Source organism: Streptomyces iakyrus (assembly GCF_000717055.1).
In the GTDB taxonomy this organism is placed as follows: domain Bacteria; phylum Actinomycetota; class Actinomycetes; order Streptomycetales; family Streptomycetaceae; genus Streptomyces; species Streptomyces iakyrus.
Genome location: NZ_JNXI01000003.1, coordinates 271,869 through 284,790, shown reverse-complemented (window position 1 = coordinate 284,790; position 12,922 = coordinate 271,869). Strand labels below are relative to the sequence as shown.

11 protein-coding genes are annotated in these 12,922 nt (G+C 73.6%); 5 read left to right on the top strand and 6 right to left on the bottom strand.

Annotation, left to right across the window (positions count from 1 at the left end; translation table 11 throughout):
- Positions 1 to 12: 12 nt before the first annotated feature.
- On the bottom strand, positions 13 to 1,170 hold the full coding sequence (locus OO68_RS06315) for a WD40/YVTN/BNR-like repeat-containing protein (RefSeq protein WP_033307134.1): 1,158 nt from the start codon (positions 1,168 to 1,170) through the stop codon (positions 13 to 15).
- A gap of 213 nt (positions 1,171 to 1,383) precedes the next feature.
- On the opposite strand from OO68_RS06315, the gene OO68_RS06310 reads away from it, so the two are divergent.
- Positions 1,384 to 1,968, top strand: a complete 585-nt coding sequence (locus OO68_RS06310; protein WP_033307133.1) for an Rv1733c family protein — start codon at positions 1,384 to 1,386, stop codon at positions 1,966 to 1,968.
- A 9-nt stretch (positions 1,969 to 1,977) separates the two neighbouring features.
- Here OO68_RS06310 and OO68_RS06305 read toward each other — a convergent pair whose 3' ends face one another.
- The gene (locus OO68_RS06305) at positions 1,978 to 3,993 is read right to left on the bottom strand and encodes a hypothetical protein (RefSeq protein WP_033307132.1); all 2,016 of its coding nucleotides are present in this window, start codon (positions 3,991 to 3,993) and stop codon (positions 1,978 to 1,980) included.
- A gap of 136 nt (positions 3,994 to 4,129) precedes the next feature.
- A complete protein-coding gene (locus OO68_RS06300; RefSeq protein ID WP_033307131.1) occupies positions 4,130 to 5,797 on the bottom strand; it encodes an acyl-CoA dehydrogenase family protein in 1,668 nt (555 codons plus the stop codon).
- 75 nt (positions 5,798 to 5,872) lie between these two features.
- Here OO68_RS06300 and OO68_RS06295 point away from each other — a divergent pair, with 75 nt between their 5' ends.
- Positions 5,873 to 6,631, top strand: coding sequence for a PaaX family transcriptional regulator C-terminal domain-containing protein (locus tag OO68_RS06295; protein WP_033307502.1), 759 nt, complete (start codon positions 5,873 to 5,875; stop codon positions 6,629 to 6,631).
- 78 nt (positions 6,632 to 6,709) lie between these two features.
- On the opposite strand, the gene OO68_RS06290 is transcribed toward OO68_RS06295, so the two are convergent.
- Entirely contained in the window at positions 6,710 to 7,498 is a 789-nt protein-coding gene (locus tag OO68_RS06290; protein WP_033307130.1) for a pectate lyase, read from the bottom strand.
- Between the two features lie 356 nt (positions 7,499 to 7,854).
- Here OO68_RS06290 and OO68_RS06285 point away from each other — a divergent pair, with 356 nt between their 5' ends.
- Positions 7,855 to 9,195, top strand: a complete 1,341-nt coding sequence (locus OO68_RS06285) for an extracellular catalytic domain type 1 short-chain-length polyhydroxyalkanoate depolymerase (protein ID WP_051814495.1) — start codon at positions 7,855 to 7,857, stop codon at positions 9,193 to 9,195.
- Positions 9,196 to 9,216: 21 nt separating this feature from the next.
- Here OO68_RS06285 and OO68_RS06280 read toward each other — a convergent pair whose 3' ends face one another.
- Entirely contained in the window at positions 9,217 to 10,296 is a 1,080-nt protein-coding gene (locus OO68_RS06280; protein WP_033307500.1) for an NADH:flavin oxidoreductase/NADH oxidase, read from the bottom strand.
- A 118-nt stretch (positions 10,297 to 10,414) separates the two neighbouring features.
- Between OO68_RS06280 and OO68_RS06275 the strand changes: the two genes are divergently transcribed.
- Complete coding sequence (locus tag OO68_RS06275; protein ID WP_033307129.1) at positions 10,415 to 10,765, top strand: ArsR/SmtB family transcription factor; 351 nt, start codon at positions 10,415 to 10,417, stop codon at positions 10,763 to 10,765.
- Positions 10,766 to 10,858: 93 nt separating this feature from the next.
- On the opposite strand, the gene OO68_RS06270 is transcribed toward OO68_RS06275, so the two are convergent.
- Positions 10,859 to 12,226, bottom strand: a complete 1,368-nt coding sequence (locus OO68_RS06270; protein ID WP_033307128.1) for an FAD-dependent oxidoreductase — start codon at positions 12,224 to 12,226, stop codon at positions 10,859 to 10,861.
- Between the two features lie 208 nt (positions 12,227 to 12,434).
- Between OO68_RS06270 and OO68_RS06265 the strand changes: the two genes are divergently transcribed.
- Positions 12,435 to 12,893 carry a DUF6214 family protein gene (locus tag OO68_RS06265; protein WP_033307127.1) on the top strand — a complete coding sequence of 153 codons (459 nt, stop codon included), beginning with the start codon at positions 12,435 to 12,437 and terminating at the stop codon, positions 12,891 to 12,893.
- The last annotated feature ends 29 nt before the right edge of the window (positions 12,894 to 12,922 follow it).

Genomic DNA, 12,922 nt, shown 5'->3' with positions numbered 1-12,922 from the left:
CGTGTCCGCGCCTCAGCCGACGAGCGCGGCCCGCACGCACAGCACGTCCGGCAGGTGCGAGGCGAGCTGCCGCCAGCTGTCACCGTCGTCCGCCGACGCGAACACCTCGCCGTTGCGGTTGCCGAAGTAGACGCCCGCTGGGTCGGCGTCGTCCGTGCACATCGCGTCGCGCAGCACCGTGCCGTAGTGGTCCTCCTGGGGCAGGCCCGCCGAGAGCGGCTCCCAGCTCTTGCCCGCGTCCGCCGTCCGGTAGACCCGGCACCGGTGGTCGGCCGGGACCCGGTCGGCGTCGGCGTTGATCGGGAACACGTACGCCGTGTCGCCCCTGTGCGGGTGCGCCACCGCCGCGAAGCCGAAGGTGGACGGGAGGCCCTCGCCGATGTCCGTCCAGTGCGCGCCCGCGTCGTCGCTGCGGTACACCCCCCAGTGGTTCTGCAGATACAGCCGGTCCGGGGTGGCGGCGTCCCGCGCGACCTTGTGCACGCACTGGCCGAACTCCGGGTTCGGGTCGGGCAGGAACACCGCGGAGACACCCGAGTTGGAGGGGGCCCAGCTCGCGCCGCCGTCCTGCGTGCGGAACACACCGGCGGTCGAGACGGCGACCGTCACCGCCCGCGGGTCGCGCGCGTCGGTGAGCACGGTGTGCAGACCCTCACCGCCGCCGCCCGGCACCCACTTGGACCGCGTGGGGTGCTCCCACAGGGGCCGGACCAGCTCGAACGTCTCGCCGCGGTCCTCCGAGCGGTACAGCGCGGCCGGTTCCGTCCCCGCGTACACCACGTCCGGCTCGGCGGCGGCCGGGTGCAGCTGCCACACCCGCTCCAGGGACGCCCCGGTGTCCTGGGGGAACTTGACCGCCGGGGTGGCCGGTTCGGTCCAGGTGCGGCCCAGGTCGTCGGAGTGGAACACGGACGGGCCCCAGTGTGAGCTGTCGCCGCCCACCAGTAGCCGCGGGGACCCGGCCCGGGTGTCGATGGCGACCGAGTACACGGCCTGCGCGTTGAAGTAGGGGCTCTCGTCGAACTCCCAGCCGCCACCCCCTCGCCGGCGTCCGATGAACAGGCCTTTGCGCGTGCCCACGGCGAGCAGTACCTCGGTCATGCCGATCACCTCCGCGGCGTCTCCGTCGACGCCTTCGTCCCGGACATCGGCCAGTCTGCACCCGGCCACTGACAGTCACCCCCGGGCCGTGCTCCGCCGCAGGTCAGCGGGGTGTCGGCGGAGAGGTGTGCGGCAGTCGCCAGGGCCCGTTCCCCAGGGCGCCGGCGAGTGCGGGGGCCGTGGGGACCGTCACGCCGGGTAGGTGCAGTGAGCATCCAGGCGCCGCCGTCCGTATGGGGAGGGCGGCGAGATGGTCGTGGGCTCGTGAGGAGGAGGCCTTCGATGGCGTTACGTGGTCCGAGGGTGTGGCTGTGGCGCTGGCGGCGCAATCCGCTCAAGCGCCGCGCCGACAGGGTGGAGGCCTGGGTCCTCCTGGGCGTGTGGACGCTCACCGTGCTCGCCGGGGTGCTGGCCGGGACGACGGTGAGCCGTTCCGTGGCGGACGGACTGGCCCGGGAACGCGTCGAGTGGCGCCCCCTCGTGGCCCGGCTCGCCGAGCGCGCTCCGGGGACGGCCACCGAGAACGCCCCTGCCGCCCGCGCCGAGCAGGTGTGGGCGACGGCACGGTGGACCGCCGAGGACGGCTCCCGGCACTCCGGCCAGCTGAGGGTCCCCGCGGGCAGCGCCGCCGGGGCCCCGGTCACCGTGTGGACGGACCCCGAGGGCCGCCAGGTCACCCGGCCCGTCACCGAGTCCCAGGCCCGTGTGAGGGCGCTTCTGATCGGCGGCGTGGCAGGCCTGTGCGGCGCGGCCGTGCCCCTGATCGCCGGCCGTGCCCTGCGCAGCCGCCTGGAGTGCCGCCGGATCGACCAGTGGGATGCGGAGTGGGCCCGCTTCGGCCCGATGTGGGGGCGTACGACGGGGTGAGGCGGGGCCCTACCGGTGCGCCCGCCCGGCCAGCGCCTCCCGGCACTCCCGCAGCAACCCCAGGTCCTCGCGGATGCCCTGGCCGCCGGAGTCGGGGCGGTGCCGCCGAAGATCGGCGAGTTCCGCCCGGAGCACGTCGTGCAGGGGAGTTCCCGCCGGTCCCATGGCCGAGAGGTGCGCGGCGATCGTTCTGCGGGTGCGCGGGTGTCGCGCCCACGTGGAGCGGAGGAGGGCGAGGAAACCTTCCGGTTCCCCGGTGGTGCGCCACACCGCGCACGCGGCCGTGGCCCGCGCCCACGCGTCCCCGGAGCCGGCCGCTTCGCGCAGCCCGGGCAGGGCCGGCCGGGCCGCCGGGCCCAGCCGCCCCAGTACGGCCGCGGCACGGCGCCGGTCGCTCGCGGGGCCCGTCAGCTCCCGCAGCAGCACCGGCAGTACGGCATCCGCGTCGCCCGTGACCGACCACAGCGCGTCCGCCGCCGCGACGGCGCAGTCCGTATCCAGCAGCCCGCACAGATCCGGTATCGCCTCGCGCGCGCCGCTGCCGAACACGCCGAGGGCCCGGACCGCGGCCTCCGTGACGGCATCGCGTCGCCGCAGCCCGTCGGGCACACCGCGCAGCAGACGCAGGACCGCGGGCAGGGACTCGGCGTCGCCCAGGGCGGTGACGGCCGACAGCAGGGGAAGCGCCCGCTGGTGGAGGTCGGGCGCGTCGAGCGGCACGCGGGCGAGCCGCCGCCGCAGCGCCGGAGCGAGCGGCAGGGCCGCGCGGCCGAGGTGGGGTATCACCAGCCCCAGGTCGTCCGGTACGACCGGACCCGCCAGCACCTCGGCCAGCACCGGTGCGGCCCGCGCGTCCCCCGTCCCGGCCAGGGCCTTGAGCGGACCGCCCAGGGCGGGAGCACTCCGCTCCCGGTGTCGTATGCGCAGCCCGGGACGGTACGTGACCAGCGCGTGCAGCTGGTCGGCGGCGGGCGCGGCCAGCTCGCCGAGCTCCACCAGGACGGCGACCGCCGCGTCGTGCAACCGAACCTCCTGCGCGCCCAGTTGACCGCCGATGAGGGTGACCGGCCCCGCGTGGCCGTCACGCCACTCGCGGAACAGCCCGGCCGTCATCCACACGCCGTTGCACCGGTCGAGGGGATCCGGACTGGTCAACTGCCCGCACAGCAGGGCGATGCGGTCGGCCACCCGGCTGCCGAGCGCGGAGTGCAGGGTCCGCAGCAGCCGGGAGCCTTCCTCGTCCGAGGGGCGCAGCCGCAGCAGCCGGCCGGCCAGCGTGTCCGGACCGGGACCCTCGTACGCGTCTCCCGCGGCAGAGCCCCGCTGTGCGGATCTGTCCCGGAGCAGCCGGACGACGGACGGTACGAGATCGGCGGGGAGCAGCTCGGGGGCGCACGCCGCGAGCTGGCCGAGTGCGGCGAGCCGGAGCCCGGGGCCGCAGGGGGGCCTGGTCAGTTCGGTCAGCAGGCGGGCCGCTTCGGCGGCGTGGGCATCGCTGGTCAGGCGGTGCCGCCGCGCGAACAGGCCGAGGCTTTCCGTCAGGGCGAGCAGGACCTTGTCGTCCCGCTCCACGGTGATCCGCTCCCGCACCAGGGCGAGCACCCGCGCCGGCGGGTCGAGGAACCGCACCAGCGCCCCGGGAACCGCCTGGCGCACCCCCGGGTCGGCGTCTCCCGCGAGCCGGACGAAGACGCCGGCCCGCGCGCGCAGCACCGCGCGGGCCCGGGCCGCGAGATCACCGCGGGCGCCGTCCTCGTCGCCGATGCTGACGAGGAGCTCCACGATTCCCGCCCGGTCCCGCACCTCCGGGCGGACGGCGAGCGCGAGGAGAATCGGAACACAGGCGAGCGTCGAGTCGTACACCTCGCCCCGGTGGTGCACGGCGCCGTACATCCCGTCGAGCGCGGTCTGCCGCTCGGCCGGGTCGGCGGAGGCCAGTCCCCGCAGTAATCCGGGAACGTCCTCCGCACTGCCGTGCGCATGGCGCAGCGAGGCCCAGTCGACCTCGTCGATCCCCCTGAACACCTTGTCCTCCCCCAGACGATGTGCCATCTGACGGGGAGTCTGCACCAACGCACTGACAACGAAGCGGAACCGGGAGGTGACTGTGCGCGAACTGTGCGCACGATGGCTGGAGTTCGAGTCGGCGCGCCTTGCCCCGTCAGCCCGCCCCTCCGCCGGGCAGCGCCCGCTCCACGATGGCGTCCAGGCCCGCCGTCCGGGGCAGCGTCCCGAACGCGTGCCCCCAGTCGCCCCCGAGCCGCGTCGCGCAGAACGCGTCGGCCACCGCCGGCGGGGCCTGCCGGACGAGGAGGGAGGCCTGGAGCGTCAGCGCCATCTGCTCCACGAGTCTGCGTGCCGTCGTCTGCGAGGCCTCGGACGGCCCCGCCCTGAGCCGCGTCACGGCCCCGTCCAGCCGGGCGTCCGCTCCTTTGGCGAGATCGAGCTCGGCGTACAGGGCCTCGGCGGCGCCCGGTTCGCGGCTCAGCGCCCGCAGCACGTCGAGGGCGTTGACGTTCCCCGACCCCTCCCAGATCGACAGCAGGGGAGCCTCGCGGTAGTGCCGGGGCATGCCCGAGTCCTCCACGTAGCCGTTGCCGCCGAGGCATTCCAGGGCCTCCGCGGTGAACGCCGGGCCCCGCTTGGTCACCCAGTACTTGCCGACGGCGGTGGCGATCCGGCGGAAGGCGGCCTCACCCTCGTCCCCGCGGATCGCCCGGTCGGCCGCTCCGGCCAGCCGCAGGGTGAGCGTCGTGGCGGCCTCGGACTCCAGCGCCAGATCGGCGAGAACGTTGCGCATCAGCGGCTGGTCCACGAGCCGTGCGCCGAACGCGCTGCGGTGGCGCGCATGGTGCCCCGCCTCGACGAGGGTCGTGCGCATCAGCGCCGCCGACATCATCACGCAGTCCAGCCGGGTGCAGTTGACCATCTCGATGATGGTCTTCACGCCCTGCCCCTCGGGGCCGACCAGCCAGGCCACGGTCCCGTCGAACTCGGGCTCGGAGGAGGCGTTGGACCGGTTGCCCAGCTTGTCCTTGAGCCGCTGGATGCGGAAGGTGTTGCGCGTGCCGTCGGGCAGCACGCGCGGCACCAGGAAGCACGACAGCCCGCCCGGAGCCTGCGCCAGGACCAGGAACACGTCGCACATCGGCGCCGAGGTGAACCACTTGTGCCCGCGCAGCGTGTACACCCCGGGCTCGGCCGTGGGCGTGGCCGTCGTGGTGTTCGTCCGGACGTCGGAGCCGCCCTGCTTCTCCGTCATCCCCATGCCCGCCAGCAGCCCCCGCTTCTCCGTGGGCTCCCGCAGGACCGGGTCGTACTCCCGGCTGGTCAGCAGCGGCTCGTAGAGCTTCGCCAGCTCCGGCTGGGCGCGCAGCGCGGGGACGGCGGCGTACGTCATCGACGTGGGGCAGCCGTGCCCCGCCTCGGTGTGGCCCCAGACCAGTCCGCCGGCGGTCCTCGCGACGTGGGCGCCGGGCCGGTCGTCCGCCCAGGGCGAGGCGGCCAGGCCCTCCGCGACCGCCGTGCGCATCAGGTGGTGCCAGCTGGGGTGGAACTCGACCTCGTCGACGCGGTTGCCGTACCGGTCGTGGGTGCGCAGCTCCGGCTCGTGCCGGTTGGCAAGGTCGGCCCACTCCCGCACCTGGGTGCTGCCGGCCTGGCGGCCGAGACGCCGCAGGTCCTCCTCGGCCCACCCGGCGCCCTCCCGCCGCAGCCCCTCCAGCAGCGCCGTGTCGTCGGAGGCGTCGTAAGGGGTGAGGGGCGGGGCCTGGTTGGTGACGTCGTGCGTGGCGGATCCCGCCTGATGTCCGTCCGGTGTGGAGACCATGCCACGAGTGTTGCACTATGGCTGCGGTCGCAGCAATGCTGCAACACCGAACGGTGCCGCGTACAGTACGTGACCATGCCGATGAACGTCCCGGCGCGGCCCGGCGCCCTCGATCTGCGGCCGCTGTCCGCGCGGTCGGTCGTGCTGAGCCTGCTGCTCGGGGCACATCCCCCCGAGCTGCCGGCCAGGGAACTGGCGCGGCTCGTGGAGGGATTCGACGTCGGCGGCTCGACCCTGCGGGCCGCGCTCAGCCGGATGGTGGCCGCCGGAGACCTGCGGCGTACGGACGGCGGCTACCGCCTCAGCGACCGGCTGCTGGACCGCCAGCGCCGCCAGGACGACGCCGTGCACCCGCGCACGCGCGCGTGGAAGGGCGACTGGGAGATGGCCGTGATCACCGCGACGGGACGCGGCCCCGCCGAACGCGCCGAGCTGCGCACGAGGCTGACCGCCCTCCGGCTCGCCGAACTCCGCGAGGGCGTCTGGCTGCGGCCGGCCAACCTGACCCGTGCCCTCCCCGGCGACCTGGACCGGGTGGTGCAGCACTACACGGCCCGCCCCGCCCGGCCCCCGGGCGAACTGGCGGAAACGCTGTGGCCGCTCCAGGACTGGTCCGCCACGGCGCGAACCCTGCTCGCGCACATCGCCGGCGAGACCGGCCCGGCCGGCCGCCTGACCGCCTTCGCCGCCGTCGTACGGCACCTGCTCGCCGACCCCGTGCTGCCGCCCGGGCTCCTGCCCGCCGGCTGGCCCGGCGCCGAACTGCGCGCCGCCTACACCGACTACCAGCGGGATCTGATCGGGGAGGTACGCGCGCGGGTGCACGGCACCTGACGCGAACGGCCGTGCGCAGCGCCCGCCGGGACACTCCGCACGGCCGGCTTCACCGTGGGGGGAAGAAACCGCCCGGGACTACCTGTAGGTGATGTCCGAGGTGGAGTAGAGGCAGTTCTTGCTGTCGGGTCCCGAGCCGACGGCGGTGTTGTTGTTGTACTTCTGGCAGGGCACGACCTTGCGCCCGGAGTCGTTGCGGATCGTGATGTTCCGCAGGGTCGCCACGTCGTTGCGGTTGACGTTGATGCCGACGAGCCGCGCGGTGGAGCCGGTGCCGGTCACGTCGACGGTGTTGAGGTTGACCTTGCGCGTGTACTGCGTGGAGCAGTCACCGCAGGAGCGGTAGAGCGTCTTGAACTCCTGCACCGCGAAGTTGGAGATGGTCAGCGTGCCGCCGCCGTTGTGCTGGAAGACCTTGTCGGCCGCCTTCTTCGCGCCGCCGCCGATCACCTGGTAGGTGGCGCCGTTGCCGCCGCGGAAGGTGGCGGCGTCCTCGCCGACGTCCTCCCACCAGACGTTCTGCAGCGTGCAGCTGCCCTCGCAGTGGATGCCGTCGGCCGCGGGGGCGCCCAGGATGACGTTCTTCAGCACCGCGCCGTCCGCGAGCCTGAAGATCGGGTCCTGACCCTCCTCCTGACCGTCACCGGCCAGTTCGCCGGTGCCGTAGTACCGCTTCATCCCGTAGTCCTTGGTGCCGGACACGGAGATGGTGGACGAGGTGCCCTGGCTGCCGTTGGGGGTCGGCCAGGTCGCGGCACTGGCGGTGGGCGCGTTGGTGGTCATGATCATGCCAACCGACAGGCCGAGTGCGGCCAGTGCGCCGGTCAGTGCGCGCCTGCGGGCGCGCGGACGTGTCGCAGAAGTCATGTCCCGATTCCTTCTGTCGTGGGGGCGGATGGGGGTTCGGGGCCTCCGGCGCCCGGGCGCCCCGTGGGGGGTGTCTTCGTAGAGCCCGGTCGACCATGTGCATGAACATCGTTCACGCATCTGCTGAATGTGTGCGCTGAACGTGCCCCGTTTGCGCCGACGGGTCACACTGCTGAACGGAACGTAGGGGGCAAGCGCTTTCTAGTCAACGCCTCGCGCAGAACACTTTCGGCCGCTCCCGGTCAGGCCGCCGACCGTGTGGGAGCGCTTCCATGCGGGCCATGTCCATGTCACCATGCCGAACGGACCGCTTCCCTTCATGAGAGGGCGAGTCGATGAACCGAAGGAACCCGGACGTGCCCGCCACCGCCCGCCCCACCACGAGGAGACGCCCGTGGCCGGCACTCCTCGGGCTCGTCGCCGCGCTGCTCTCGCTGCTCACGGCCACCGCGCTCACCGCGCCCGCGGCCGTCGCCGGCGAGCCGGCCCGCGACTCCGTCCGTTCCGCGGCCGTGCCCGCCGCGACACTCACCGAAGTGAGGGACTTCGGAACCAACCCCAGCAACCTGCGCATGTACCTGTACGTGCCGGAGAGCGTCACGCCGAAGCCGGCCGTCGTGGTCGCCGTGCACTGGTGCACCGGCTCGGGCCCGGACATGTACAACGGCACCGAGTACGACACGCTCGCCGACCGGTACGGATTCATCGTGCTCTACCCGTCCGTCACCCGCAGCAGCAAGTGCTTCGACGTCTCCTCGCCTCAGGCCCTGCGCCGCGGCGGCGGCAGCGACCCCGTCGGCATCAAGTCGATGATCGACTGGGTCACCCGCACCTACGACGCCGACACCGGCCGGGTGTTCGCCACCGGCATCTCCTCCGGCGCGATGATGACGAACGTCCTGCTCGGGGACTACCCGGACGTGTTCGCGGCGGGCGCCGCCTTCTCGGGCGTCCCGTTCGGCTGTTTCGCCACGACCGACGGCTCCGAGTGGAACAGCGCCTGCTCGGGCGGCACGAACACCCGTACCCCGAAGGAGTGGGGCGACCTGGTCCGGGGCGCGTACCCCGGCTACACCGGCCCCCGGCCCCGGATGCAGATCTGGCACGGCACCCAGGACGACGTCCTGCGCTACCCCAACTTCGGGGAGCAGATCAAGCAGTGGACGAACGTGCAGGGCGTGAGCCAGACGCCCACCGGCACCGACACGCCCCAGACCGGCTGGATCCGCACCCGCTACGGCGGCACGGGTGACCGGGCCCCCGTGGAGGCCGTCAGCCTCCAGGGCGTCGGCCACAACCTCTACGTCCAGGGCATGGCGTCCCGCGTGCTCACCTTCTTCGGCCTGGACGGCTCGGGCCCGGCTCCCCAGCCCCAGCCCGGCGCGTGCAGGGTGAAGGCGTCGGTGAACGCCTGGAACACCGGCCTGACCGCCTCCCTGACCCTCACCAACACCGGCACGACGGCCGTCGACGGCTGGAGACTCGGCTTCACGCTGCCCGCGGGGCAGACGGTCACGGGGGGCTGGGGCGCCACGTGCACGCCGTCGTCCGGGGCGGTCACCGCCACCAGTGCCGCGTACAACGGCACCATCGCGCCGGGCGCGAGCGTGAGCATCGGCTACCAGGCGAGTCACGGCGGCAACAGCGCCGCCCCGGCCGCGTTCACGCTCAACGGAACGGCGTGCGCGGCCGGTTGACGTACCTCACGGGATGCCGGATCAGACCGACCGGTGGTACTGGTCCGGCACCCGCACCTCACCGCCGAGTTCCCGTGCCGCGTGCCGCGCCCACGAGGGGCTGCGCAGCAGCTCCCGGCCCAGCAGGACCGCGTCCGCCTCGCCGTTGGCCAGGATTTTCTCGGCCTGCTCGACGTCGGTGATGAGTCCGACGGCGGCGACCGGAAGGGACGTCTCGTTGCGCACCCGGGCGGCGAAGGGCACCTGGTAGCCGGGGGCCGTGGGGATGCGGACGCCGGAGGCGTTGCCGCCGGTGGAGACGTCCAGCAGGTCGATGCCGTGGGCCCGCAGGTCGGCGGCGAAACGGACCGTGTCGTCCGCGGTCCAGCCGCCGTCCTCGAGCCACTCGGTCGCCGAGACGCGGAAGAACAGCGGCTTGTCGTCCGGCCAGACCTCCCGTACGGCGTCGACGACTTCGAGGGCGAAGCGGGTGCGGTTCTCGTACGAGCCGCCGTAGGCGTCGGTGCGGTGGTTGGAGTGCGGGGAGAGGAACTCGTTGATCAGGTAGCCGTGGGCGCCGTGGATCTCGGCGATCTCGAAACCGGCGGCGAGCGCGCGGCGGGCCGCGGCGGCGAACTGCTCGACCACGTCCTTGATCTGGCCGGTGGTCAGCTCGTCCGGGACCGGGTGCCGGTCGTCGAAGGCGAGCGGGCTCGGGGCGACGGGCTGCCAGCCGTGCTCGTCCGGACCGACCGGAGCGCCGCCCTTCCAGGGGCGGTCCGTGGAGGCCTTGCGGCCCGCGTGGGCGAGCTGGATCGCCGGCACCGTGCCCTGCGCGGTGAGGAAACGGGTGATGCGACGGAACGCCTCGACCTGCGTGTCGTTCCAGATGCCGAGGTCGTAGGGGGAGATGCGGCCCTGCGGGGACACCGCGGTCGCCTCGACGATGATCAGGCCAGTGCCGCCGGTGGCGCGGGCGGCGTAGTGCGCGAAGTGCCAGTCGGTGGGGGCCCCGGTCTCCTGGCCCTCCGGCGCCGCCGAGTACTGGCACATCGGGGGCATCCACACGCGGTTCGGGATCGTCAGCTCGCGCAGGGTGAAGGGCTCGAAGAGCGCGGTCACGGCGGACTCCATTCGTCACGGGGCCGATGTCGACTCGTACGATAGGCATCGTAGTACGGCAGATGTCAAACTACGAGGGTTCTCGTACCATGGGAGCTCCCGAGGAAGTGGAGCCGCCGTGTCGTCGCCCGCCGTCAGCAGTCGTGACCTGCCGCATCCCGCGCGTGACGAGATCCGGCTGGAGGGGGTGCTGCACGCGCTCTCGGATCCGATGCGGCTGCGAATCGTGCGGGAACTGGCCGGTGCGCGGGGTGAGTTGTCCTGCTCGGACTTCGAGCTGCCCGTCACCAAGTCGACCACCACCCACCATTTCCGGGTGCTCCGGGAGAGCGGGGTGATCCGGCAGGTGTACCGGGGGACGGCCAAGATGAACGGGCTGCGGCGGGACGAGCTCGACGAGCTGTTCCCGGGGTTCATGGGTGCCCTGCTCGCCGCGGCAGACCGGCAGGCCGTCCGTCTGGGCGACTGAGAGGCCTGCGGGGCGTGCGGCCCACGTGGCTCTGGCGCTGTGCCGGGCGCGGCGTTACATCCCCGCCCCGATCGGCGCCCAGCGTGCAAGGGGCTACGGGGCCAGATCTCCATGGGGCCAAGGAGCCTTGCCCGTTGCGGCCTGCAACAGCGACTGCCAGTCCGGGAGTTTGACCACTCCGCGGCCCAGCGAGGCTCCCAGTTCCGCCTCCGCCCGCTCGATCGACTGCCAGCCCTGCCAGGCGACCGGGTCGGTCCCCGCCGCGCGCAGGGCCGGGAGGGGGTCGTCGGGCACGGCCCGCAGGGCGAGGGCCGGCGCGTCCTCCAGGAGCGCCGTGGCCGTCTCCTTCGCGCAGGGGCGGTTCGTGCCGATGACGCCCGTGGGGCCCCGCTTGATCCAGCCCGCCACGTACTCGCCCGGAGTCACGACGCCCCCGCGCAGGACACGGCCGGACCGGTTCGGGACGGTGCCGGTGGCCGGATCGAACGGAAGGCCCTCCAGGGGGACCCCGCGGTAGCCCACCGAGCGCAGGACCAGCTGTCCCTCGACGACCTCGTGGCGGCCCGTGCCCGTCACGCCGCCGTGGCCGTCCGGCGCCGTCCGCTCGAACCGCACCGCGCCCACGCGCCCCCGCTCGGCGAGCAGTTCGGCCGGGCGGAGGAAGAACCGGAGGCGGATGCGGCGCGGGGCGCCTGTCGGGGGTGTCCCGGCCCAGCCGCGCAGGACCTCCACGTTGCGGCGCTGCGGGGCGGGCAGCGCGGAGGGGTCCGTGTAATCCGGGTCCAGGGCCAGCTCCGCCGGGTCCACGACCACGTCGGTCTCCGGCAGGGTGCCCAGTTCGCGCAGCTCCTTGGTGGTGAACCGGGCCTGGGACGGACCGCGCCGGCCCACCATGTGGATCTCGGTCACCCGGCTCTCGGCCAGGGCCGTCAGGGCCGCCTGCGGCATGTCGGTCGGGGTGAGCTCGGCCAGTCCCCGGGCCAGCATCCGCGTGACGTCCACGGCGACGTTCCCCACCCCGATGACCACGGCCGACCGGGCGTCCCGCAGGAATCCGGCGTCCACGGCGTCCGGGTGGGCGCTGTACCAGGACACGAACTGCGTCGCCGACCAGCTTCCCGGCAGGTCCTCCCCGGGGATGCCCAGCCGCCGGTCGGTGGCGGCGCCCACGCAGTAGACCACCGCGTGGAAGAGCTCCCGCAACCGGTCGACCCGCACACCCCCGGGGCCGATCTGCACGCCGCCGAGGAACCGGACCCGGTCGTGCTCCAGGACCGTCCGCAGGGTGTTCTGCAACGACTTGATCTTCTCGTGATCGGGTGCCACGCCGTAGCGGACGAGACCGTACGGGCACGGCAGCCGGTCCAGGACGTCGACGCGCACCTCGGGGTCCAGCTGGACGAGGCTCTGGGCGGTGTAGCACCCGCTCGGCCCGGAGCCTACGACGGCGACTCGCAGCACGGCGGAACTCCTTACCCGGGGATCCGATGGATCTCAGGAGAGCGCTGACGCCTCCAGCATCGCACCGGCCGGGCTCCGCTGACAGGGTGCTGTGCTCCACTCGCGGCGCGTGTCCGATCTATAGGGAATGTGATCATGCGGTTACGTTCAGTGCGTGCTGGAAGCATCCTTTCTGAATCTTTCTGATCGCCATCCGGCGGACGGTGCGGTGTCCGTGCGCCCGGCATGGGAAGTACGGGAGAGCGGGGGCGCCACGCGGTGGTTCGAGTTCCAGCTGACTTTCGTGGACGGCGCCCGGGTCGACGCGCTGGCCGTCGTGGGCGGCGGATGCGTCTGCGTCGAGGAGGTGCGCGCTCAGCCGGCGCTGTCCCTCGACGACCTGGCCGAGCTCGCCGACTGGATCGAGGAGGCGGTGGAGCAGGCGTGCGGTGCGGGGCCCGGGCCGGACGGCTGCGGGACGCAGCGGCGCCGTGCCCGGCCGGCCTGGCCGCAGGGGGCGGAGGGGCGGCGGCTGGTGGCGCAGGAGTACCGCGCGGCCCAGCGGGAAGGCGCCGACCCGGTCCTCGCCGTGATGGGTGCGACCGGGCGGAGCCGCCGTACCTCCCTCAGGCTGATCGGCCAGGCCCGGGACGCGGGCCTGCTGCCACCGCGCCGCGCCCGCCGCTGACCGCGGCGGCGGTCCTGCCCCGGGGCGTG